At 56.9% G+C, this 20,508-nt stretch carries 24 protein-coding genes, 4 tRNA genes and 1 other RNA gene; 8 read left to right on the top strand and 21 right to left on the bottom strand.

Annotated elements, in window-relative coordinates; translation table 11 throughout:
* Positions 1 to 2 precede the first annotated feature (2 nt).
* The 10 genes from rplK to QZH36_RS16020 form a co-directional block, all read right to left on the bottom strand.
* The gene (gene rplK / locus QZH36_RS16065) at positions 3 to 431 is read right to left on the bottom strand and encodes a 50S ribosomal protein L11 (protein WP_125290943.1); all 429 of its coding nucleotides are present in this window, start codon (positions 429 to 431) and stop codon (positions 3 to 5) included.
* Between the two features lie 163 nt (positions 432 to 594).
* A complete protein-coding gene (nusG, locus tag QZH36_RS16060; RefSeq protein ID WP_024966040.1) occupies positions 595 to 1,140 on the bottom strand; it encodes a transcription termination/antitermination protein NusG in 546 nt (181 codons plus the stop codon).
* A gap of 1 nt (position 1,141) precedes the next feature.
* Complete coding sequence (gene secE / locus QZH36_RS16055) at positions 1,142 to 1,525, bottom strand: preprotein translocase subunit SecE (protein ID WP_253456291.1); 384 nt, start codon at positions 1,523 to 1,525, stop codon at positions 1,142 to 1,144.
* A gap of 229 nt (positions 1,526 to 1,754) precedes the next feature.
* Entirely contained in the window at positions 1,755 to 2,939 is a 1,185-nt protein-coding gene (gene tuf, locus QZH36_RS16050; protein WP_253456294.1) for an elongation factor Tu, read from the bottom strand.
* 113 nt (positions 2,940 to 3,052) lie between these two features.
* Positions 3,053 to 3,128, bottom strand: a tRNA-Thr gene (locus tag QZH36_RS16045).
* 6 nt (positions 3,129 to 3,134) lie between these two features.
* Positions 3,135 to 3,209 (bottom strand) — tRNA-Gly (locus QZH36_RS16040).
* 318 nt (positions 3,210 to 3,527) lie between these two features.
* Positions 3,528 to 3,623: non-coding RNA, RtT sRNA (locus QZH36_RS16035), on the bottom strand.
* Between the two features lie 38 nt (positions 3,624 to 3,661).
* Positions 3,662 to 3,746, bottom strand: a tRNA-Tyr gene (locus QZH36_RS16030).
* A gap of 12 nt (positions 3,747 to 3,758) precedes the next feature.
* Positions 3,759 to 3,834: transfer RNA gene (locus QZH36_RS16025), tRNA-Thr, on the bottom strand.
* Between the two features lie 17 nt (positions 3,835 to 3,851).
* Complete coding sequence (locus tag QZH36_RS16020) at positions 3,852 to 4,088, bottom strand: hypothetical protein (RefSeq protein WP_301730641.1); 237 nt, start codon at positions 4,086 to 4,088, stop codon at positions 3,852 to 3,854.
* A 208-nt stretch (positions 4,089 to 4,296) separates the two neighbouring features.
* Between QZH36_RS16020 and coaA the strand changes: the two genes are divergently transcribed.
* Complete coding sequence (gene coaA / locus QZH36_RS16015; protein WP_301730640.1) at positions 4,297 to 5,247, top strand: type I pantothenate kinase; 951 nt, start codon at positions 4,297 to 4,299, stop codon at positions 5,245 to 5,247.
* Positions 5,248 to 5,282: 35 nt separating this feature from the next.
* On the opposite strand, the gene QZH36_RS16010 is transcribed toward coaA, so the two are convergent.
* The 4 genes from QZH36_RS16010 to QZH36_RS15995 all read right to left on the bottom strand — a co-directional run bounded on the left by QZH36_RS16010 (position 5,283) and on the right by QZH36_RS15995 (position 7,658).
* Entirely contained in the window at positions 5,283 to 6,179 is an 897-nt protein-coding gene (locus QZH36_RS16010; protein ID WP_301730639.1) for an alpha/beta hydrolase, read from the bottom strand.
* A gap of 244 nt (positions 6,180 to 6,423) precedes the next feature.
* Positions 6,424 to 6,930 (bottom strand): TIGR00645 family protein, encoded by a 507-nt coding sequence (locus tag QZH36_RS16005; protein ID WP_125289362.1) that lies wholly within the window; start codon positions 6,928 to 6,930, stop codon positions 6,424 to 6,426.
* Between the two features lie 95 nt (positions 6,931 to 7,025).
* The gene (locus QZH36_RS16000; RefSeq protein ID WP_253456306.1) at positions 7,026 to 7,256 is read right to left on the bottom strand and encodes a hypothetical protein; all 231 of its coding nucleotides are present in this window, start codon (positions 7,254 to 7,256) and stop codon (positions 7,026 to 7,028) included.
* A gap of 27 nt (positions 7,257 to 7,283) precedes the next feature.
* A complete protein-coding gene (locus QZH36_RS15995; RefSeq protein WP_301730638.1) occupies positions 7,284 to 7,658 on the bottom strand; it encodes a helix-turn-helix domain-containing protein in 375 nt (124 codons plus the stop codon).
* A gap of 163 nt (positions 7,659 to 7,821) precedes the next feature.
* Here QZH36_RS15995 and QZH36_RS15990 point away from each other — a divergent pair, with 163 nt between their 5' ends.
* The 3 genes from QZH36_RS15990 to QZH36_RS15980 all read left to right on the top strand — a co-directional run bounded on the left by QZH36_RS15990 (position 7,822) and on the right by QZH36_RS15980 (position 11,638).
* Positions 7,822 to 8,721 (top strand): LysR family transcriptional regulator, encoded by a 900-nt coding sequence (locus tag QZH36_RS15990; protein WP_125289359.1) that lies wholly within the window; start codon positions 7,822 to 7,824, stop codon positions 8,719 to 8,721.
* 310 nt (positions 8,722 to 9,031) lie between these two features.
* The gene (locus QZH36_RS15985) at positions 9,032 to 10,408 is read left to right on the top strand and encodes an MFS transporter (protein WP_301730637.1); all 1,377 of its coding nucleotides are present in this window, start codon (positions 9,032 to 9,034) and stop codon (positions 10,406 to 10,408) included.
* A gap of 102 nt (positions 10,409 to 10,510) precedes the next feature.
* Positions 10,511 to 11,638 (top strand): GNAT family N-acetyltransferase, encoded by a 1,128-nt coding sequence (locus tag QZH36_RS15980; RefSeq protein ID WP_301730636.1) that lies wholly within the window; start codon positions 10,511 to 10,513, stop codon positions 11,636 to 11,638.
* Positions 11,639 to 11,668: 30 nt separating this feature from the next.
* On the opposite strand, the gene QZH36_RS15975 is transcribed toward QZH36_RS15980, so the two are convergent.
* Positions 11,669 to 13,501 (bottom strand): ABC transporter ATP-binding protein, encoded by a 1,833-nt coding sequence (locus QZH36_RS15975; protein ID WP_253456315.1) that lies wholly within the window; start codon positions 13,499 to 13,501, stop codon positions 11,669 to 11,671.
* Positions 13,502 to 13,615: 114 nt separating this feature from the next.
* On the opposite strand from QZH36_RS15975, the gene QZH36_RS15970 reads away from it, so the two are divergent.
* The 4 genes from QZH36_RS15970 to QZH36_RS15955 all read left to right on the top strand — a co-directional run bounded on the left by QZH36_RS15970 (position 13,616) and on the right by QZH36_RS15955 (position 16,981).
* A complete protein-coding gene (locus tag QZH36_RS15970; RefSeq protein ID WP_253456318.1) occupies positions 13,616 to 14,221 on the top strand; it encodes a TetR/AcrR family transcriptional regulator in 606 nt (201 codons plus the stop codon).
* A gap of 94 nt (positions 14,222 to 14,315) precedes the next feature.
* Positions 14,316 to 15,278 (top strand): alpha/beta fold hydrolase, encoded by a 963-nt coding sequence (locus QZH36_RS15965; RefSeq protein WP_301730635.1) that lies wholly within the window; start codon positions 14,316 to 14,318, stop codon positions 15,276 to 15,278.
* Between the two features lie 69 nt (positions 15,279 to 15,347).
* Positions 15,348 to 16,259 (top strand): LysR family transcriptional regulator, encoded by a 912-nt coding sequence (locus QZH36_RS15960; protein ID WP_301252810.1) that lies wholly within the window; start codon positions 15,348 to 15,350, stop codon positions 16,257 to 16,259.
* Between the two features lie 119 nt (positions 16,260 to 16,378).
* The gene (locus tag QZH36_RS15955; protein ID WP_301730634.1) at positions 16,379 to 16,981 is read left to right on the top strand and encodes an alpha/beta hydrolase; all 603 of its coding nucleotides are present in this window, start codon (positions 16,379 to 16,381) and stop codon (positions 16,979 to 16,981) included.
* On the opposite strand, the gene QZH36_RS15950 is transcribed toward QZH36_RS15955, so the two are convergent.
* The 6 genes from QZH36_RS15950 to QZH36_RS15925 form a co-directional block, all read right to left on the bottom strand.
* A complete protein-coding gene (locus tag QZH36_RS15950) occupies positions 16,959 to 17,486 on the bottom strand; it encodes a GNAT family N-acetyltransferase (RefSeq protein ID WP_253456330.1) in 528 nt (175 codons plus the stop codon). The genes QZH36_RS15955 and QZH36_RS15950 overlap by 23 nt on opposite strands.
* A gap of 88 nt (positions 17,487 to 17,574) precedes the next feature.
* Positions 17,575 to 17,970, bottom strand: a complete 396-nt coding sequence (locus QZH36_RS15945) for a polyketide cyclase (RefSeq protein WP_253456333.1) — start codon at positions 17,968 to 17,970, stop codon at positions 17,575 to 17,577.
* Between the two features lie 75 nt (positions 17,971 to 18,045).
* Positions 18,046 to 18,534, bottom strand: coding sequence for a type VI secretion system baseplate subunit TssE (tssE, locus tag QZH36_RS15940; RefSeq protein WP_301730633.1), 489 nt, complete (start codon positions 18,532 to 18,534; stop codon positions 18,046 to 18,048).
* 3 nt (positions 18,535 to 18,537) lie between these two features.
* The gene (locus QZH36_RS15935; protein ID WP_253456339.1) at positions 18,538 to 19,341 is read right to left on the bottom strand and encodes a type VI secretion system accessory protein TagJ; all 804 of its coding nucleotides are present in this window, start codon (positions 19,339 to 19,341) and stop codon (positions 18,538 to 18,540) included.
* Between the two features lie 17 nt (positions 19,342 to 19,358).
* Entirely contained in the window at positions 19,359 to 20,171 is an 813-nt protein-coding gene (locus QZH36_RS15930; RefSeq protein WP_301730632.1) for a TagK domain-containing protein, read from the bottom strand.
* A 15-nt stretch (positions 20,172 to 20,186) separates the two neighbouring features.
* Positions 20,187 to 20,453: a PAAR domain-containing protein gene (locus tag QZH36_RS15925; protein ID WP_253456345.1), complete on the bottom strand. Its 267-nt coding sequence runs from the start codon at positions 20,451 to 20,453 to the stop codon at positions 20,187 to 20,189.
* Between the last annotated feature and the right edge of the window lie 55 nt (positions 20,454 to 20,508).

Genomic DNA, 20,508 nt, shown 5'->3' with positions numbered 1-20,508 from the left:
TCTTAGTCCTCTACCACCAGGCCCATGGAACGAGCAGTACCTTCGATTGAGCGAGTCATCGCTTCAACGTCAGCACCAGTCATGTCCGCAGCTTTGGTTTCTGCGATTTCACGTACCTGAGCGCGTGATACTTTACCTACTTTGTCTTTGTTCGGCTTGCCGGAACCAGACTTGATACCCGCCGCTTTCTTCAGCAGTACAGCTGCCGGAGGCGTTTTGGTAACGAAGGTGAAAGAACGGTCAGAATAAACGGTAATAACAACCGGGATCGGCAGACCTTTCTCAACGGATTCTGTTTTGGCGTTAAACGCTTTACAGAATTCCATGATGTTAACGCCCTGCTGACCCAGTGCCGGACCTACTGGCGGACTTGGGTTTGCCATACCGGCTGCAACCTGCAGCTTGACGTAGGCTTGTACTTTCTTAGCCATGATAATTCCTCTATTGGGTTCAATCGCTCGGCAAAGAGCTCCCCGTAATTAATATTCACGCGCTGTAGCAGCGCATAAAAACAAAAGGCGCGAAATTGTAGGGCAATTTCGCGCCTTCCGCAACCGTTATTCTGGTTATCGGCTTACATTTTATGCAGGCCGATCAGCCTTTCTCAACCTGTCCAAAGTCCAGCTCAACCGGCGTAGCGCGGCCAAAGATGGAAACGGAAACTTTCAGGCGGCTTTTTTCATAATCCACTTCTTCCACCACACCGTTGAAGTCGGCAAACGGACCGTCGTTAACGCGGACCATTTCACCTGGTTCAAACAGGGTTTTCGGACGTGGCTTATCGCCAGCAGACTGCAGGCGGTTCATGATCGCGTCGACTTCTTTATCGCTAATAGGTGCCGGACGATCGGATGTACCACCAATGAAACCCATGACGCGCGGCACGCTGCGCACTAAGTGCCAGCTTGCATCGTTCATGACCATTTGTACCAGAACATAGCCCGGGAAGAACTTGCGTTCGCTTTTGCGACGCTGACCGCCACGGATTTCAACCACTTCTTCGGTTGGCACCATGACGTCGCCAAAAAGCTCTTCCATGTTATGTAATTTGATATGCTCGCGCAGCGACTGGGCTACACGGCCTTCAAAGCCGGAAAACGCCTGAACGACGTACCAGCGCTTTTTTGGAGCTTCAGACATCTCAGAACCTCAGGCCAGTGATAAACGATACCAGACGGACCAGAATACCATCCAGTCCCCACAAAATCAGTGACATCACGGCAGTAACCGCGGCAACGATTAACGTGGTATGCAACGTTTCCTGACGAGTCGGCCAAATAACCTTGCGAACTTCTGTGCGCGCTTCGCGGGCAAAAGCCAGGGTTGCTTTGCCCTTCGTCGTCAGCAGCGCAATGCCACCTGCTGCTGCGATCAGGATTACAACGGCCAGCGCGCGCAGCGGGAGGGTGACTTCACGATAGTAGTAGTTGCCAACCACGGCCACGAGCAGCAGCAGCGCCACCACTAACCACTTTACCGTTTCCAGTCCACGCCCGCTCCCTTGAGCTTCGGTATTAGCACTCATAAACCAACCTGCCACAATAGATCAGAAACTATTTTGCCCCGTAATACGCGGCAACCGAACCGAATAATGCGCTCAGGCGAAACTCGGCATATAACGCCGTGCTACAGAGCCTGCCTCAGCAATGATTATGGTTGAAAATCACTGATGAGCCAGGTTCTATGTTACAGCGTGCAAAAAGGGCATCAAATGATGCCCTCTTCTTGTGCGTTGCGTCAAATATTATCAGCGATTAAGCGATAACTTTAGCAACAACACCCGCGCCAACGGTACGACCACCTTCGCGGATTGCGAAACGCAGACCGTCGTCCATTGCGATTGGGTGGATCAGGGTAACAACCATTTTGATGTTGTCGCCTGGCATAACCATCTCAACGCCTTCCGGCAGTTCGATGGTACCGGTCACGTCAGTTGTACGGAAGTAGAACTGTGGACGGTAGCCTTTGAAGAACGGAGTATGACGGCCGCCTTCGTCTTTGGACAGGATGTAAACCTCAGACTCGAACTGAGTGTGTGGCTTGATGGTGCCTGGCTTAGCCAGAACCTGGCCACGCTGGATATCTTCGCGCTTGATACCGCGCAGCAGGATACCACAGTTCTCGCCCGCACGGCCTTCGTCCAGCAGCTTACGGAACATCTCAACGCCGGTACAGGTTGATTTCACGGTATCTTTGATACCAACGATTTCAACTTCTTCGCCGACTTTAACGATACCGCGCTCTACACGACCGGTAACAACGGTACCACGACCGGAGATGGAGAATACGTCTTCGATTGGCAGCAGGAACGGCTTGTCGATTGCGCGCTCTGGTTCCGGGATGTAGTTATCCAGGTGACCGGCCAGCTCGATGATTTTCGCTTCCCACTCGGCGTCGCCTTCCAGCGCTTTCAGCGCGGAACCGTGAACGATTGGGGTGTCGTCGCCAGGGAAGTCGTACTGTGACAGCAGGTCACGTACTTCCATCTCAACCAGCTCCAGCAGCTCTTCGTCATCAACCATGTCACACTTGTTCAGGAACACGATGATGTAAGGAACGCCAACCTGACGGCCCAGCAGGATGTGCTCACGGGTCTGCGGCATTGGGCCGTCAGTCGCAGCAACAACCAGGATAGCGCCGTCCATCTGCGCAGCACCGGTGATCATGTTTTTCACATAGTCGGCGTGGCCTGGGCAGTCAACGTGCGCGTAGTGGCGAGACGGGGTGTCATATTCAACGTGAGAAGTGTTGATGGTGATACCACGAGCTTTTTCTTCTGGCGCGTTATCGATCTGGTCGAATGCACGAGCAGAACCGCCGTAGGTTTTAGCCAGAACGGTGGTGATAGCAGCAGTCAGGGTAGTTTTACCGTGGTCAACGTGGCCGATAGTACCAACGTTGACGTGCGGTTTGGAACGTTCAAATTTTTCTTTAGACATCGCTTGTCCCTCTAAGACACGGATAAATCGGTGATATCACCACATCAACCAGGCATTGCCTGAACTGTTGAATTTTAACGCACAGAGAAGAATCAGGGAGGGAGATTTAGAAGTGGTGCTGATACCCAGAGTCGAACTGGGGACCTCACCCTTACCAAGGGTGCGCTCTACCAACTGAGCCATATCAGCACGGCTTGGAGCGGGCAGCGGGAATCGAACCCGCATCATCAGCTTGGAAGGCTGAGGTAATAGCCATTATACGATGCCCGCATCCTGGAACTCGGCTACCTGTTCTGTCTGTAGCTTGTGAACAACAGAAACGCTTTTCTGCTCTTCGAGTCAACCCGCATTTGCTTGATGACTCCGACTGTGCTTGAGCTCAGTCTAAAATCTGTTGATGAACGCTGTTGCTTTCATCTGGCTTCAGCCGTTAAACGTCAGGACTGAATAGGTGCTTCTTTACAGGAAGGATTCACGTCACTGCGTTCCGTGCCCTTCGGTTCAAACCTTCGAGGTGGAAGCTTCTCGTCCTTCCCCGTGGGGAAGCTGAAAAACTCTGCCTCTCATTAACATCGCGAACGATATTAATGGTGGTGGGGGAAGGATTAAGTCACACTGTTCCTTGCCCTGCCGGGTCAAACCTTCGAGGTCGAAGCTTCTCATCCTTCCCCATTGGGAATCTGGAAGTTTCTGCCTCTCATTAACACTGCAAGCAGTATTAATGGTGGTGGGGGAAGGATTCGAACCTTCGAAGTCGATGACGGCAGATTTACAGTCTGCTCCCTTTGGCCGCTCGGGAACCCCACCTGGGGTACTTGATGGTGCCGGCTACCGGAATCGAACTGGTGACCTACTGATTACAAGTCAGTTGCTCTACCAACTGAGCTAAGCCGGCATCAAGTGGTGCGCATTCTAGGAAGTGTGGCGGCGGGATGCAACAAAAAAATTGCGATAAAAGTTCTTATGGCTGTTATTTGTGCAATTCTTCGCAAAATCTTGCTGCCCGTCAACGGAACCGTACAAAGAAGCGACGATATTGCTATTTTTTAGCCAGCGCAAAAGCGGCGATTTCTTTCTCTGTTTGTCCAGCAGCATTCCCCTGCCGCCTGTGCAAAGCGAATCGGCTGCTGTTTTCGCTGTCGTTTTCATAAAGCGCGCGTTTATTTTTCAATAAATGCGGCCGCCGTTACGTTTGCGTTGGTCGTTTTTATTTTTCCTTCTGATTCCGCCCCGTCTGGTGTTAACCTCCTGCCCATTGTTTTCTGAAATTTACCTTAGTTACGCGAGCGGCAGCAGCGGACAGCGTCTTCTCTGCGCACGCCACAACAGGCAAGTTCTTGCTGGCAGAAGCATGTATATGAGTAAAAAAGAATCCTTGTTGACCACACCCTATCTGCAATTTAACCGTTCGCAATGGGCCGCGCTGCGTGATTCCGTGCCGATGACCCTGAGCAAAGAAGAAATTGCCCGGCTCGAGGGGATAAACGAAGATCTTTCTCTTAATGAGGTCGCGGAGATCTATCTGCCGTTATCGCGTCTGCTTAACTTCTATATCAATTCCGATTTACGCCGTCAGGCGGTGCTGGAGCAGTTTCTGGGCACCAATGGCCAGAAGATCCCCTATATCATCAGTATCGCCGGCAGCGTGGCCGTAGGGAAAAGCACCACGGCGCGCGTGTTGCAGGCGCTGCTGAGCCGCTGGCCGGAGCATCGTCGCGTCGAGCTGATTACCACGGACGGGTTTTTGCACCCCAACCAGGTGTTAAAAGAGCGCGGCCTGATGAAGAAAAAGGGCTTTCCGCAATCTTACGATATGCATCGCCTGGTGAATTTCGTCTCCGCGCTCAAGTCTGGTGCCGCTCAGGTCACCGCACCGGTCTATTCGCATTTGATCTACGATGTTATTCCTGACGGCGACAAGGTCGTGCAGCAGCCGGATATATTGATTTTGGAAGGGCTGAACGTGCTGCAAAGCGGTATGGATTACCCGCACGATCCGCATCACGTTTTTGTTTCCGATTTCGTCGACTTCTCTATCTATGTGGACGCGCCGGAAGATCTGCTGCGCCACTGGTACATTAATCGCTTCCTGAAGTTCCGTCAGGGCGCGTTTACCGATCCGGATTCCTACTTCCATCACTACGCAAAGCTGCCTGAAGACGAGGCCGTAGGCATCGCCACGCAGCTGTGGGAGGAGATTAATCTGATGAATCTGAAAGAGAATATCCTGCCGACTCGCGAAAGAGCCAGCCTGATCATGACCAAAAGCACCGACCATGCGGTCGATCTGGTACGGCTCAGAAAATAGCCTGCCAGACGGCGCCACGGAAGGCGCCAAAGCATTTACCGACGTCCCGCCAGCCAGATAGCGTAAGCCTCATCCCAGATAGCCGCAGGCGTCCCCGCCCTTCCCAGACCAAAACCATGTCCGCCTCGCGTAATTTTGATCTGTTCGACCGGCACGCCCATGCGCCGACAGGCGTCGTGCATGATCTGCGTGTTGTGCGGATTTGAGGTGCGATCGTCGTCCGCCTGGGCCAGAAAGGTAGGTGGGAAGCTACGCGTAACGTAATTTTCCACCGACCAGCCCGCCTCATCCGCTGGCGAAGCGTTTTTTCCGACGATTTCGCTGTGAGTACGCGTATGGGTGTAAGGCGCTTCCAGCGTGATCACCGGATAAATCAGGGCAACGCTGTCCGCGACCGGCGCAATCTGATCCAGCGTATCCTGCGGCGCATAGGTCACGAAACCAGGCCGCGCCGCCGACATGCCCATCAGGTGGCCGCCAGCGGAAAAGCCCAGCAGATGTACTTTCCGCTCCATCGAGCGCACCAGCCTGATTGCGCGCTGTGCATCCTGAAAGGGCGCGAGCCGTCCCGCGTGCCATTTTTCGTGCGGCAGCCGATAGCTCAGCACGTAGGCCGTATAGCCACGGGCATTCAGCCAGCGCGCCACCGGCCAGGCTTCGCCGCCCATGCCGATCCAGCGATAGCCGCCGCCCGCCGCGATCAGTACCGCCGAGCCGTTAGGCTCCTGCGGCTGAAAGCGCTGAATAGCGGGACTGACGATATTCGACCAGGCGCTGCTGGCGGACACATGCAGATTGCCGCCCGGCCCGCCCCCGCCCGGCGGCTCGTCAGGCCACAGGGGAATAATGTCTTCTCTGGCAAATAGTTTTCCGGCGGTCATCGCCAACATGGCTGCACCGGTGCCCATTATTAACCGGCGTCGACTAATCATCTGACATGGTTTTCCTTGGTAACATAAACGCGCCGCGCTCCGTGCCGACGCAGCGCTCTTCGCTAAGACATGCAAAGCGGAGGCCAGAAACGGGCAGGCAGAAGGAGGCGAAGCGGACGAATAATTCTTTATCGGCAAGAAGAACCGCTTTTTTATGCGATTTGCCGGTCGGGAGGCAAGTGAAATTCGCGGCGGGCGCTAAATAACGGCAGGATTGCCCGGAGCCGCTCCGGGCAAAGCGCAATCAGTGCAGGGCATTTTTATCTTTACGGGACATCGCGTCCAGATAGCCCATCACAAAGGCGGACAGCACAAACGTCAGATGAATAATGACGTACCACATCAGCTTGTTATCAGGAATATTGCGCGCATCCATAAACACGCGCAGCAGATGAATAGAAGAGATCGCCACAATAGAGGCCGCCACTTTATTCTTCAGCGAGCCGGAATCCATTTTCCCCAGCCAGCTCAGCTTTTCTTTGTGCTCGGAGATATCCAGCCTGGAAACGAAGTTTTCATAGCCGGAGAGCATCACCATCACCAGCAGGCCGCCAACCAGCGTCAGGTCAATCATCGATAGCAGCACCAGCACCAGATCGTTTTCCGCCATAGCCAGCACGTTGGGCAGCAGATGAAAAACTTCCTGGAAGAACTTGATCGCCAGCGCCAGCAGGCCCAGCGACAGCCCGAGATAAATAGGTGCCAGCAGCCAGCGTGAGGCGTAAATAAGATTTTCAGTAAGACGTTCCATAGCATTCCATAAGCAGGTTAACACGAGCGGTAGTATACCTGATGGAATGTTAAATTTTTCACGGCACAGGCCTGCACCGGGGGAATTTTACGGATTTACTCCGTTGGCTCGGTCAGCATGCCTGCCGAGGCGGGTTCAAGTACCCGGCGCGCCTGCCGGTCAATACTGCCGATGCCCAGCGCCAGTTCATCGCCGGCCCGGACAAGCGGTAAGCAAAAACCCGGCTCGCACGCCGTGGTCGTCTGAACGCCCGCTGGCCGAGCGGGAACGGCAGCAAAACCGGTCCCGCTTATCGCCAACGCGATAAGAAAAGCATATTTTTTCATAGGGTATTTATTCAGAGATGCGCGAAGTTAGTGCAGCTCGCGATGCTGATTACGATAATCTCTCGGCGTCACGTTAAAGTGTTTTTTAAAGACGCGCTGAAAACACTGCTGGGACGAGAATCCCAAATCCATAGAGATGGTCATGATGGTTTTATGGGAGGTCACCAGGCTTTTTGCCGCCTCGTCCAGGCGACGATAGCGAATAAAACTGCCCAGCGTCATGCCTTTTTTCTCTTTAAAAGCGCGTTGTAAGTGCCATTTAGAATAACCGGAGCGCGCGGCTACGGCCTCAATATTCAGTCCATCGTCCAGATGCGCTTCAATCCAGTCGATAATCACGTCTACGATTTCACCTTTCACTGACTTTCTCCTGCAGCGGCATCCTGCATATGACGCCGCCATTCCACGATGTAATATTATATCTATATGTTTTTATTAGTTAAATTTTGATATGCAACAAAAGGAATAACTTATCAAAATTTGGCGGAAGGATATAAAGAAGTGTAAAATAGTTCAAATAGATAATTTTAATGTTCGTTAATAGATACTCTCTATAGAGGTAGCCATGCTGGATCTCAACCTGGTACGCGTTTTTACCGCTATCTATGAAACCCGCAGCGTCAGCGGCGCCGCCGATCGCCTGTTTATTACGCAGCCTTCCGCCAGCTACGCGCTCGCCCGTCTGCGCAGCGAAACCAACGACGAGCTGTTCAAGCGCAGCCGGAAAGGCATGGAGCCGACGCCGACCGCGATGCAGCTCTATAAGGTGTTTAAAAAGTCGCTGACCGGCATAGAAAAAGCCGTGGCGGAAACCCGCATCTTTTCGCCGGAAACCTCGCGCTATAAGTTCCGCCTGGCGCTGACGGACCTGGGCGAGCTGCTGCTGCTGCCCAAGCTAATTACGCTTTTCCGCAGCGTGGCGCCGCATATCCAGCTGGAGGTGATCCCGGTCGACGTGCACAAGCTGGATGAATGGCTGCTGACGGGCCGTATCGACGCGGCGCTGTGCAGCCGCAATGAGTCGGTTTCCTCCGCGCAGCGCGAGCTGATGGCCTATGAACGCTATGTCTGTCTGCTCAACGTTGACCATCCGCGAATTAAAGAGAGCCTGTCGCTGGATGAGTATATGCAGGAACGCCATGTCGTGGTCGCTGCCACCAGCGGTCACCACATTGTGGAAGATCGGCTGAAAGAGTTTGAGCTGGAACGCGAAATCGCGCTGGAAGTGCCGCACTTCGCCGCGCTGGGCGAGCTGATTGCCTCCAGCGATTTGCTGGTAACGCTGCCTTCCAGCGCCGCCAGGATCTACGCACGTCGCGGCAACGGCCGGATGCTGGAGCTGCCATTCCACGTGCCGAATCAGGAAGTTTTCCTCTATGCGCACACCGAAATCGGCGATATCACGGCAAAAACCTGGTTCTACAACGTGCTGCGCATCGCCGGGCCGACCATGATCGATCCCTGAGATACCGCGTCCTATAGAAGAGAGCGCGCAAAGAAAACCAGACCCAGTGCACGTTCCAGGAAAGCCGTGCGGCAAGCGCGGCGGATAACGTGCGGAATGTGAAGCGCTTCAAGCCACCTTGTGCATCTTTCTGAATGTATCGCAAAAATTTCCCGTTAATCCCGACAACAGCACAATGACCCGCCTGAAAAGCGCCTCCTATAGTTGATTAAAACGCCCGCGGGCCGTTTTCCTTTCTCTCCTGCCGCTGCGGCAAGCTTCGTCATCTCTGCGCCTGTATTCAGAGCGACAATAAATAAGGGTAAGCACTATGACTGCTAAAAACGGATCGCACGTGCGCGTGTGGATATTAATGCTGATACTGTTTCTTTCCGTTATCGCCTATGCGGATCGCTCTATTTTGTCGATTGCGGGCGGCGCGATTAAAGATGAGTTTGGCCTCTCGCCCATCCAGCTTGGCTTTATCCTGTCGGCGTTCAGCTGGGCCTATGTAATAGGACAGATCCCCGGCGGCCTGTTTCAGGATCGCTTCGGCACCAAAAGAGTGTACGGCGTGACGCTGGTGCTCTGGTCGATCTCCACGCTGGCGATGGGCTTTGTCGGCGAATTCTCTACGGGCCTGACCAGCGCGCTGGTGATCATGTTCACGCTGCGTTTCGCGCTGGGGCTGATCGAGGCACCCAGCTTTCCGGCCAACGCCCGCGTCGCCATTATGTGGTTTCCAAAAGCCGAACGCGGCCGCGCCTCCTCGCTGTTCGCCTCCTCGCAGTATTTTGCGGTCGGCATCTTTTCGCCCCTTTCCGGCTGGCTGGTGTCCGAATTCGGCTGGCCGTGGCCCTTCTTTGTGCTGGGGGTTATCGGCATCGGGGCCTTCTTCGTCTGGCTTTGGTATATGCAGGAGCCGCGCGCGCACCGCAGCGTGTCGCCGCAGGAGCTGGACCATATTGTCGCGGGCGGCGGCCTGATCGATATCGACTCGGTACAGGAGCGTAAGGAGAAAACCCCCGTTTCCCGCGAGACCTTCCGCAGGCTGCTGACTAACCGGATGCTGTGGTGCGCCTATATCGGTCAGTACTGCATCATCGCGCTGAGCTATTTCTTTATTACCTGGTTCCCTGTCTATCTGGTGCAGGCGCGCGGCATGGATATTCTGCACGCCGGTTTCGCCACCGTGGCGCCAGCGCTGTTCGGCTTTGCGGGCGGGATTTCCGGCGGCATTATTTCCGATTACCTGATCCGCATCGGCTGGTCGGTCTCCTGGGCGCGCAAAACGCCTTACATTGTCGGGATGCTGATGGCCGCGACGCTGATGGCCGCCGCCGTCGCCAACAGCAACTTTTGGGTCATCGCCATTATGTCCTTTGCTTTTTACGGCAAGGGCGTGGCGGCCGGAGCGGGTACCTGGGCGGTGATCAGCGACACCGCGCCGAAGGAAGCGGTTGGCCTGGCGGGCGCTATTTTTAACTGCGTCGGTAATATCGCCGGCATTATCACGCCGATCATGTTCGGTTACCTGGTTGCGCTGACCGGCAGCTACAGCCTGGGCCTGGTGTTTGTCGGCGCGCACTGTATCGTTGCCGCCTGCTGCTTCCTGTTTGTGATGGGGCCGATTGAACGCGTCGGTGGCGAAACGCCGGAAGACAACACTTATCCGACCGGCGCTGCTCCCGTGGTGCGCAGGCTTTAGCGGCCCGTGCGGGAAGACGTTGATCTTCGCACGCAAAACCTTCACTTTAGCGTCATGGTTAATCGGGCAGCGCACCTGCCCGCATCAAGACGGAGTGCCCCTATGTCGCTAACCCTTCTGACGCAGTTGGCCGATCTTCCCGCCAGTCAGTGGGATGCCTTACTGCCGGACGATCAGCCTTTTCTCCGTCACGCCTTTCTCAGCACGCTGGAAGAGAGCGGCAGCCTGGGAAAAGGCACCGGCTGGCAGCCGGAGCACCTGGTGTGGGAAGAACAGGGCGTAATCCGCGCCGCGCTGCCGGGCTACCGCAAAAGCCATTCAATGGGCGAATACGTTTTCGATCACGCCTGGGCGGACGCCTGCCAGCGCGCCGGTCTGCCCTACTACCCTAAGTGGCTGGCCGCCGTGCCGTTCAGCCCCGTGACCGGCGCAAGACTGTTAGGCGACAGCGCCTTTGCCGCAAAGCTGCTGCATCACGTGCCCGATTTCCTGCATCAGCGCCAGTTGCACAGCGCCCATATCAACTTTGGCGATGCGCAAACCCGCGAGCTGGTGGCGGCGGAAGCACGCTGGCTGCCGCGTCTTGGCTGCCAGTATCACTGGCGCAACCCCGGCTACCGCGATTTCCAGGACTTTCTGGATACGCTGATGTCGCGCAAGCGCAAGCAGATACGCAAAGAGCGCGAGCTGGTCGCCAGCCAGGGGTTTACGTTCGAGTGGCTGGCCGGTCATCAGCTCAGCGAAGCGCACTGGGACTTTGTCTACGCCTGCTACGCCAACACCTACGCGGTGCGCGGCCAGCGACCCTATCTCACCCGCCTTTTCTTCAGCATGCTGGCGGAGAAAATGCCGCAGGCCATTCGCGTGGTGCTGGCAACGCAAAACGGCCTGGCCGTCGCGATGGCTTTCAGCCTGATGGACGGCGAAACGCTTTACGGTCGCTACTGGGGCTGCCTGGAAGAGTTTAACCGGCTGCATTTTGAAACCTGTTTTTATCAGGGGATGGATTACGCCATCGCGCACGGGCTGAAGCGCTTTGACGCGGGCGCGCAGGGCGAACACAAGCTGGTGCGGGGTTTTGAGCCGGTGATCACCGAATCCTGGCACTATCTACGGCATGAAGGCTTATTCGAGGCGGTAGCGGACTACCTGAATCAGGAAAGGCCCGGCGTGCAGGCGTGGGCGTTGGAAGCCCGCGCATCGCTGCCTTATCGCCGCGACGGAGAATAACGGGCAGCCTGGACGCTGCCCGCTGATTGATTAATCCTCGCCGACGAAGCCGCCCGTCTGATGTCGCCACAGGCGGGCATACAGCCCATCCAGCGCCAGCAGCTCGCTGTGGCTGCCCATCTCGGCGATGCGCCCTTCCTGCAATACCACCAGCCTGTCCATTTTGGCGATAGTGGAAAGACGGTGCGCGATTGCAATCACCGTTTTGCCGCCCATCAGCGTCTCCAGACTCTCCTGGATCGCCGCTTCCACTTCGGAATCCAGCGCGGAGGTCGCCTCATCCATAATCAGGATCGGCGCGTCCTTCAGCAAGACCCTGGCGATAGCGATACGCTGGCGCTGGCCACCGGAAAGCTTCACGCCGCGCTCGCCGACCTGCGCATCCAGTCCGACGCGGCCCTGCGGATCGGAGAGCAGCGGGATAAACTCGTCGGCCTTCGCACGATGGATCGCCTGCTGCAACTGTTCTTCTGTCGCATCGGGTCGGCCGTACAGCAAGTTATCGCGAATTGAACGGTGCAGCAGCGAGGTATCCTGCGTAATCATGCCGATCTGCGCCCGCAGGCTTTCCTGGCTGACGTGCGCGATATCCTGGCCGTCAATCACAATGCGGCCGCCGTCCAGGTCATACAGACGCAGCAGCAGGTTCACCAGCGTCGATTTCCCCGCGCCCGACGGGCCGATCAGGCCAATCTTTTCGCCCGGACGAATAGTCAGCTGTAGCTTGTCGATCACCCGGCGCGCGCTGCCATAGTTGAAATCGACGTTCTCATAGCGGATTTCACCCCGATCGACCTTCAGCCTCGGCGCCTGCGGCTTGTCGGCCACGCTGACCGGCTGCGCAATAGTTTGCAGGCCATCCTGCACCATACCGATGTTTTCAAAAATGCCGTTGACTACCCACATGATCCAGCCGGACATATTGACGATACGGATCACCAGCCCGGTAGCCAGCGCGATAGCACCCACGCTAATCAGCGACTGGGTCCACAGCCACAGCGCCAGGCCCGTGGTACTGACTATCAGCAGGCCATTGAGCGTGGTCACCACCACATCCATATTAGTGACCATCCGGCCCTGCTGACGCGTTTTAGCCGTTTGATCGCCGATAGCCTCACGCGCGTAGGCTCTTTCCAAATCGCTGTGCGCAAAGAGCTTTAGCGTGGTGATATTGGTGTAGCCGTCCACAATGGTGCCCATCAGCTTCGAACGCGCGTCGGATGAGGCAACGGAGCGGGATTTCACGCGCGGCACGAAATACCTCATGCTGACGACATAGCCCACAATCCACACCAGCAGCGGGATCATCAGCCGCCAGTCCGCCTCGGCGAACAGCACCAGCGAGGTAATGGCGTAAATCAGCACGTGCCAGAGCGCATCCACGGCCTGGACTGCCGAATCGCGCAGCGCGTTGCCGGTTTGCATAATGCGCTGGGCGATGCGCCCGGAAAAGTCGCTCTGGAAAAAATTCAGGCTCTGGCGCAGCACGTAGTTGTGGTTTTGCCAGCGGATCATGCTGGTCATGCCGGGGTTGATCGTCTGGTGCACCAGCAGATCGTGCAGGCCGATAAAGATAGGTCTGAAAACCAGCGCCACCGCCGCCATCCAGATCAGCTCGCTGGCGTGTTCGCTAAAGAAGCTGGCGGCGGGCGTCGTGTTCACCATATCAATAATGGTGCTCAAAAAGCGGAACAGCGCGACCTCAATCAGCGAAGCGATCAGCCCGATCGCCAGCAGTAAGGCAAAGCTCTGCCACACCTGGCGCAGATAGTAGACGTAAAAAGCCCAGACGCGGTTGGGCGGCGTGTCGCTGGGGGCGTCCTGAAAAATATCGATCAGTTTCTCAAAGCGGCGATACAGCATAGCTAGCTCACTTTTACAGCCAAAAAACTGATAGTAGTGCATTTTCTTCTGTTATGACGAACGCGGCGCAGGTTGCGGCTTGATTAGGAAACGATCGTTCTCTATTATGAAGTGATGAAAACCTCTTCTTTACGTCAGCCGGGACGCCCGCGCGAATTCGATGCCGATCTTGCTCTGGACGGCGCTATAGCGCTGTTCAGCGAGCAGGGCTACGCCGGGACTTCCATCAGCGAGCTGGCCCGTGCGATGCAGGTCACGCCCGGCAGCCTGTATAAAGCTTTCGCCGACAAGCAGGCGATTTTCCTGGCCGCGCTGACCCGCTACCAGCAGCTGCGCGGCGAGGCGCTGAACCGTCGCCTTGCGGACGCGCCCAACGGGCGGGCCAGAGTGGAGGCGCTGTTGCGCCACTACAGCGAAAGCAGCGTGGGCGAAACCGGGCGGCGCGGCTGTCTGGTGGTGAGCTGCGCCGTCGAGCTGGCGACGCGCAACGACGAGCTGGCGCGCCGTATCACGCAATCGCTGGGGGCCAACGAGGCGCGCTTTGAGGTGTTTCTGCGCCAGGGTCAGCAGGATGGCTCTGTTTCTCCCGATCTTAACGTACCGGCTACGGCAGCCATGCTGCTGTGCCTGACGCAGGGAATGCGCGTGCTGGGAAAAACCGGCCGTACCACAGAAGAGATGGCGCAGCTGGTCGATAACGCCCTGACGCTGCTCGGCTGATATTTCGCTTTTGCGCGCGGCCTGGCGCCGCGCGCCCAACAGACCAAATTACATTCAATTTGGAAACGATCATACCCAAACCGCAGAGGCAACCATGCTTATCTCTACCAACACTGAGGCCGACCGTCAGGCCATTGCCGCCTTTCAAACCGCAACTTTCTGGCAGCAGTTCCGCCAGGAGTACGTTGAGGTCAACGGTATTCGTCTTCATTACGTCACGGGCGGCTGCGGCGAACCCGTGCTGCTGCTGCCCGGCTGGCCGCAAAGCTGGTACGCCTGGCGCTACGTGATGCCGCTGCTGGTCGCTGCGGGCCGCCGCGTGATTGCGGTCGATCCGCGTGGTCTGGGCGACTCGGCCCATCCCGCCGACGGCTATGATATGACCACCACCGCTAACGATATTCATCAGCTGATCGCCACGCTGAAGCTGAACGAGTCTGGCCCGATAGATGTAGTCTGCCACGATATCGGCAGCTGGATAGGCTATGCGCTGGCGGCCGACTGGCCGGAAGATGTGAAACGGCTGGCGCTGTTCGACGCCGCGCTGCCGGGCATCTCGCCGCCGCCGCCGTCCGGCATTCCCACTGACGAAGCCAATGTGAAGAGCTGGCACTTTGCTTTCAATCGACTGAACGATTTGCCGGAAATCCTGTTTACGGGCCGCGAACGCGAGCTGATTAGCTGGCTGTTTGCGGCCAAATCCCTGAAGAGCTGGAGTATCACGCCAGCCGATCTGGAAGAGTATGTCCGCGTTAACCAGCTTCCCGGCGCGCTGCGTTCGGCGCTGAGCTACTACCGCACCGGCTTTTCACCGGCCTCGCTGGCGGCCGCACGGCAGCGGGCGGAGAAAAAATTATTGATGCCGGTTTTGGCCGTTGGGGCGGAAGGCAGCGTGGGCGATACCCTGCTGACGACGCTGCAACAGCTGGCGGTTGAGGTAAAAGGCGGCGTTATCGCCGGCGTGGGTCATTACATTCCGGAAGAGGCGCCCGCAACGCTGGCTGGCCTGCTGGCCGATTTTTTTATACCCTCTGGTAGCCCGACAGACGGTCGGTAGCAGGCCCGCACAGGAAGCGGCAGGCGACGCGCGCATAAGGACAATAACGACCGAGGCAGAGGGGCGGAGATGGAACGGCTTGATTGTGATCGTATGCTGGTGGCGGTAATGGAGCTGGGAAGCTTCGCCGCTGCCGCGGAACGCATGGGCACCAGCAGCGGGCAGGCGTCGAAACTGGTTTCCCGCCTGGAGAGCGAGCTGGGCGTCCAGCTGCTGAAACGCAGCACCCGTGCGCTTTTTCCGACAGAGATAGGCCAGGCCTATTTTGACCGCATCAAAAGCATTCTGGACGACTTCGACGCGCTGGACGCCTCGGTACGTCACGCTTCCGGCAAACCTTCAGGCCGCCTGAAGCTGACCGCGCCGCTGACTTTCGGCACCAGCAGCCTGGCGCCGGTGCTGATAGCCTTTGCCAAAGAGTACCCGGAAATTGAGCTGGACGTCAGCTTCGCCGACCGCATGGTCAATATCGTGGATGAGGGTTTCGACCTTGCGCTGCGTATTGGCAGGCTCAGCGACAGCAGCCTGATTGCACGAAGGCTGAGCGATATCCGTATTATCGTGGCGGCAAGCGAAAGCTACCTGCGCGCGCACGGCACGCCAGAGGATTTGCGTCAGCTGGCGCAGCATGACTGCATCATCGATACCAATTTTCGCGAGCCGCTGAACTGGCAGTTTCGCGACGGCAGCGAACGTATTCTGTCGGTGGCGGTAAAAGGCAGGCTGCGCTTTTCCAATGCTGAAGCCTGCCTGAGCGCCGCCGCCGCGGGGCTGGGCATTGCGCGGATGCCGACGTTTATCGCCGGAAACCAGCTGCGCAGCGGCGCGATCGTGCCGCTGTTTCGCCAGTATGAGATGCCGCCGCTCGGCCTTTACGCTGTCTATCCACCAGCGCGCCATCTGGCGCACAAGGTGCGTGCATTAACGGAATTCCTTGAAGCGCATTACGCAGGCGAGGCCGAGTGGGATCGCGGCTGGTAATTCTTTCCATTTCGGAAGGAATATCCGCGCTGAGCAAGGGATTATCATCCTCATGGGATCCGTGTAGCCTTGAGTGAAACCGTTTCCACAGTGGAGAGCGGCTCAACAGGAGAAGTCCCGTGACGAAAGGATTGATTATTTTACTGCACGGCGTCGGCAGCAACGGTAAGGATCTGGCCGGACTGGGCGCGCATTGGGCAGAAGGTTTGCCTCGGGTGGCTTTCACCAGTCCCAATGCGCCCTTTCCTTTTGAACACGGCGCCGGCTATCAGTGGTTTAGCCTGAGCGGCGTCACGTCTGCTAATCGGGCGGAGCGGGTTTATCACGCGCGGGAGGCTTTCGATCGCCAACTTAGCGCTATTCTGGCAATCCACCAGATGCAGGATCGTCTGGAGAACGTGATGCTGGTCGGCTTTTCCCAGGGCAGCATTATGGCGCTGGACGCCGTAGTTTCCGGGCGCTGGCCGGTAGCGGGCGTGGTGGCGTTTTCAGGCAGGCTGGCGTCGCCGCTGCCTTATGACATGCCGGCGAAAACGCCGGTCATGCTGATCCACGGCATGGCAGACAGCGTTATTCCCTGTGCGGAAAGCGAAGCGGCAGCCAGGCAGCTACGCGAGCTGGGCGCGGTCGTCAGCACCCAATTTGACGCGTCGGTTGGCCATACTATTTCCGCCCAGGGCGCACGCAGCGCCAGCGAATTTATCGCGACGTGCCTGGCGTAGCCGCGCCGTCGTTCAGCCGTTTCTGATAAAACGCCAGGTTCAGCCAGCGGTCGAACTTCCAGGCGACCTCGTTCAGCGTTCCGGCCAGCGTAAAGCCTTTTTTCTCATGCAGAACAATGCTGGCGCGGTTATCCGCGTCAATACTGCCGATCATCAGATGCATCCCTTTTTCCCGCCCCTGCTCAACGATCGCGTCCAGCAGCGTTTTACCCAGTCCCTGCCCGCGAAAATCGGGGTGGATATAAATTGAATGCTCAACGGTAAACTGGCAGGCGGCGTGCACGCGAAAAGTGCCGTAGCTGGCAAAGCCCATTAGCCTGCCCGCCTCATCCTCAACGCCGATAACCGGGAAATCATGCTGCCTTTTAACGGCGAACCAGCTCTGCATACTTTCCGGCTGGCGCGGCTCGTAGTCATAGAGCGCGGTAGAATTAACAATAGCGTCGTTGAAAATGGCCAGAATAGCGGCGCTGTGGCGGTCTTCGGTGCAGGTAACGATCTTCATTGCTGGCTGACGTCCTTAATGAGTGGCGATGCGCATAAACAACGGCGGCAGATGGGCCGCTTCGGGCAAAACAGATCGGCGCGGCGGCTCAGGTGGTCAGCAGCGTATGCAGCCTCTGTAAATCTTGCTGGACCGTCGCGATCTCTTCGGCAAATTTTTCCTCGGAGGTAAAGGGCTGCCGGAAGATCGTCATCAGCACTTCCGATCCCTCTTCGTTGCCAACCACCCGCATCGGCACCACTGTCTCCTTGCCAAAACCGGTATCCACGTAGCGATCCATTACGCCATAAGGGTTGTGATCGGTGAAACGGATTTTTTTCGCGCTTTCCGCCCCGACGATTTTCCACCAGGTGCCGTCCTGCTCCAGCGTCGTTTCGCTAAGGGCGCCGATCCATTTCGGAAAATAGTCGGGTTTCCAGATGGTCTCGTAAAGATCAACCCAGTTACGGGGGATGGTCAGACTGATGGTTTGCGATGGCAGCATAGGGCCTCCTGAATTTTTATCGTCAGGGGATTTAACCATCGGCAGGTAAGGATGAAAAGGGGCGGCGGCCCGCCCTTAAAAAGATTTTAACGCTACCTTCGCCGTTTCCGCATCATAAGCGCCTTTCAGGCTGAGATCGACAGGCTGCGGCTGCCAGTTAATCAAGCCGCCTATCTCAAACAGCACCTGACCGTTTTGTCCCGGCGCCCTCTCTGTCACCGGCCGTACCAGCAGCGTTTCCGGAATAATTCTTGGCTCGAAGCGCAGCAGCGCGTTGCGGATGTTTTTCTCAATAATGTGCCAGCTATGGTGGCTGGCATATTTGCCCGTCAGCGGCGCTACGCCATAGTTAAACACGGAGACCATTAACGCGCCGTGCCGGGCTTCATCCAGCTGTTCTTCAAGGTTCGTGCTGTTAAGCAGGCAGGAGATATCTTTTTGCACGATGGCGCGCAACTCTTTAGCGCTCACATAGCAGGCATCGTAGCTTTCACGCTGTTTTTTCGGCTCGTCGTCCAGCAGCCTTTCCAGCAGCGTAGGCGAAAAACTCTGTTTTCTTTCCATTGCCTACACCTGGCCAAAGCGGATTTCGGCCACTTCCAGCAGGGAAAATTCCCCACTGTCGGTAATCAGCACCTTTCTGCCTGCTCCCGTCGCCAGCATAGCGGAAACCTGCTGCCATTCGCTAAGCAGCCCCAGCTTCTCGCTCTGTTCCGCTTCAGCGGTAAGCGGATAGCGGGCAGGCACGTAGCCATAGTGAAACTCGCCGTCTGTTTTGATATGGGCGGGCGTCCAAATCAGATCGAGCAGATCTTCAGGTCGACGAACGTGCAGCAGCTGCAGCGAGGAAAAAGGCACCTGACGATAGCCGCCAGCGCTGATAAATTCGCAGGCTGGCCCGATACGCCCGTCGCTGTCCGCTATCCAGGCGAACCTTCCCGTTATCTCCCCGCTGCCGGCGCTTTCCGGGGCCAGAGAAAAGGCCTGCTGACGAAGCGTCTCGGCCCGTTCCGGCTCGTTTTCCGCCTGGGCTTTGTTCGCCTGATGCAGCAGCGTCATCCATTCCGGTGCGGCGGCGGTAAACAGGCCAGGGCTGCGTTTACCCGCCAGCACGTCTTCCCGCATCAGCTCGCTGAGGATCAGGTTCTTGCCCAGCTCGCACTGCTTTGGCTCGACGTCATCCAGCAGGGCCAGCGTTTGCAGCTGCATCAGCGCTTTTTCCCATCGTCCATCAAGGCAGTACAGGCCGAACAGCGCGTTGCGGCACGCGCTATCGTCAGGACGCGCTTTGACGTTCGCGGCCGCCTCCGCAATCAGATCGCTTAACGAGGTGGTTTTCAGCAGTGCGGTTAAAGATTTTGCATCATGCATAATGGGTCCATCCTGGGTTAATAAGGGCTGTCCAGCCCGGGCTTATAAAGATCGTGAAAAACCAGTTCCGGTATGGTCTGCTTCTCTTTTGAAGCGATATTCTCCGGAGCCAGCAGTTTTAAAATATCCGTTTTTTCATCATCGAAAATCAGCGGGCCGGTTGTCCCTTCAACGTTCAGCTCCGTCCAGACCTTATCAATCAGCGAAGGCGTCTGGATCAGGCATTCCGTCAACGTTTTCGCCTTCATCTCCTCCCGGACGGCCTCAAAGTAATCATCGCAGTCGGGAAGCCGGGTCAGCGTAGGGCGTTCCTGGGCTACGTGGCGGTGCTGCTCGCCCCAGATAAGAAACTTTTTGTATTCTTCCTCCAGCGCTTCAAGAATGTCCGCGGCGGCTTCTGTCTCCGCCGCCGCGGCCTCGTTAAGGTAGCGATAATCGCCCATATAGTGCCCGCCGCTGGGCAAAATATCGTCCACTTCGGGTAGCGGCCTTTTCTGCAGGGGATCGCCGTCAAGCAGCATATGGCACAGCGCCTCTCCCGGCACGTCTTCATCATCCACTACGGTAAAGCCATAGTGACCCAGCTGGATCGCCGCATTAAGGCGGAGCACGCGGCGCTCGCCCTCTGCCACTCTGCCGTTATCAACCAGACAAAGCAGATCCTTACAGGTATTGAAGATGACTGGCCCGCCAGGCGAGCGGTAAAACCACAGGGCATCCGACGAACCGGCCTCGCTAAATTGCCCGTTTTGCGGATTGAAGCAGACCGGGCGTTCGACGGTATAACTTTCGCCAAGCGGAAAAGCGGGCTGATTATCGGGCCAGGTCATTAGCAGCTGCACGAGTTAACCGCCGATAGTCACGTTGCCGGAACCGGAGACAACGGCTGCGCCGCAGCCGGTGACGTCACCCAGCCGTGCTGCATTGCAGTTGTTGATAAATACGCTGCCCGATCCTGACGCGACGGGCGCGCCGCCATGAAAAGCGCACACTGCGGCGCTGATGCCTGCTGCTGCAGCACAACAGCCGTTAGTGTGTACATTTCCCGATCCGCTTACTATTGCTCCGCCATGTGCGATTGCATCGCCAAGTCTGGCTGCGCAGCTTCCCATTTTTCACCTCATCTTGCTGTTGGGCTGATGCCAGCCCGGTTACTGATAAAACGCC

It is taken from the genome of Erwinia wuhanensis (assembly GCF_030484085.1).
GTDB lineage: Bacteria > Pseudomonadota > Gammaproteobacteria > Enterobacterales > Enterobacteriaceae > Erwinia > Erwinia aeris.
This window is presented reverse-complemented; position numbering and strand designations above follow the sequence as displayed.

What these genes read in the sequence shown, in the direction of transcription:
- QZH36_RS15935 (WP_253456339.1), bottom strand. Translation starts at nt 19,341, where the DNA reads ATGCATGATGCAAAATCTTTAACCGCACTGCTGAAAACCACCTCGTTA.
- QZH36_RS15980 (WP_301730636.1), top strand. Translation starts at nt 10,511, where the DNA reads ATGTCGCTAACCCTTCTGACGCAGTTGGCCGATCTTCCCGCCAGTCAG.
- QZH36_RS15965 (WP_301730635.1), top strand. Translation starts at nt 14,316, where the DNA reads ATGCTTATCTCTACCAACACTGAGGCCGACCGTCAGGCCATTGCCGCC.
- QZH36_RS15990 (WP_125289359.1), top strand. Translation starts at nt 7,822, where the DNA reads ATGCTGGATCTCAACCTGGTACGCGTTTTTACCGCTATCTATGAAACC.
- rplK (WP_125290943.1), bottom strand. Translation starts at nt 431, where the DNA reads ATGGCTAAGAAAGTACAAGCCTACGTCAAGCTGCAGGTTGCAGCCGGT.
- QZH36_RS16020 (WP_301730641.1), bottom strand. Translation starts at nt 4,088, where the DNA reads ATGAAAACGACAGCGAAAACAGCAGCCGATTCGCTTTGCACAGGCGGC.
- QZH36_RS15985 (WP_301730637.1), top strand. Translation starts at nt 9,032, where the DNA reads ATGACTGCTAAAAACGGATCGCACGTGCGCGTGTGGATATTAATGCTG.
- QZH36_RS16000 (WP_253456306.1), bottom strand. Translation starts at nt 7,256, where the DNA reads ATGAAAAAATATGCTTTTCTTATCGCGTTGGCGATAAGCGGGACCGGT.
- QZH36_RS15995 (WP_301730638.1), bottom strand. Translation starts at nt 7,658, where the DNA reads ATGGCGGCGTCATATGCAGGATGCCGCTGCAGGAGAAAGTCAGTGAAA.
- QZH36_RS15950 (WP_253456330.1), bottom strand. Translation starts at nt 17,486, where the DNA reads ATGAAGATCGTTACCTGCACCGAAGACCGCCACAGCGCCGCTATTCTG.
- tuf (WP_253456294.1), bottom strand. Translation starts at nt 2,939, where the DNA reads ATGTCTAAAGAAAAATTTGAACGTTCCAAACCGCACGTCAACGTTGGT.
- QZH36_RS15960 (WP_301252810.1), top strand. Translation starts at nt 15,348, where the DNA reads ATGGAACGGCTTGATTGTGATCGTATGCTGGTGGCGGTAATGGAGCTG.
- QZH36_RS16005 (WP_125289362.1), bottom strand. Translation starts at nt 6,930, where the DNA reads ATGGAACGTCTTACTGAAAATCTTATTTACGCCTCACGCTGGCTGCTG.
- QZH36_RS16010 (WP_301730639.1), bottom strand. Translation starts at nt 6,179, where the DNA reads ATGATTAGTCGACGCCGGTTAATAATGGGCACCGGTGCAGCCATGTTG.
- QZH36_RS15970 (WP_253456318.1), top strand. Translation starts at nt 13,616, where the DNA reads ATGAAAACCTCTTCTTTACGTCAGCCGGGACGCCCGCGCGAATTCGAT.
- QZH36_RS15930 (WP_301730632.1), bottom strand. Translation starts at nt 20,171, where the DNA reads ATGACCTGGCCCGATAATCAGCCCGCTTTTCCGCTTGGCGAAAGTTAT.
- QZH36_RS15975 (WP_253456315.1), bottom strand. Translation starts at nt 13,501, where the DNA reads ATGCTGTATCGCCGCTTTGAGAAACTGATCGATATTTTTCAGGACGCC.
- nusG (WP_024966040.1), bottom strand. Translation starts at nt 1,140, where the DNA reads ATGTCTGAAGCTCCAAAAAAGCGCTGGTACGTCGTTCAGGCGTTTTCC.
- tssE (WP_301730633.1), bottom strand. Translation starts at nt 18,534, where the DNA reads ATGGAAAGAAAACAGAGTTTTTCGCCTACGCTGCTGGAAAGGCTGCTG.
- QZH36_RS15945 (WP_253456333.1), bottom strand. Translation starts at nt 17,970, where the DNA reads ATGCTGCCATCGCAAACCATCAGTCTGACCATCCCCCGTAACTGGGTT.
- QZH36_RS15925 (WP_253456345.1), bottom strand. Translation starts at nt 20,453, where the DNA reads ATGGGAAGCTGCGCAGCCAGACTTGGCGATGCAATCGCACATGGCGGA.
- secE (WP_253456291.1), bottom strand. Translation starts at nt 1,525, where the DNA reads ATGAGTGCTAATACCGAAGCTCAAGGGAGCGGGCGTGGACTGGAAACG.
- coaA (WP_301730640.1), top strand. Translation starts at nt 4,297, where the DNA reads ATGAGTAAAAAAGAATCCTTGTTGACCACACCCTATCTGCAATTTAAC.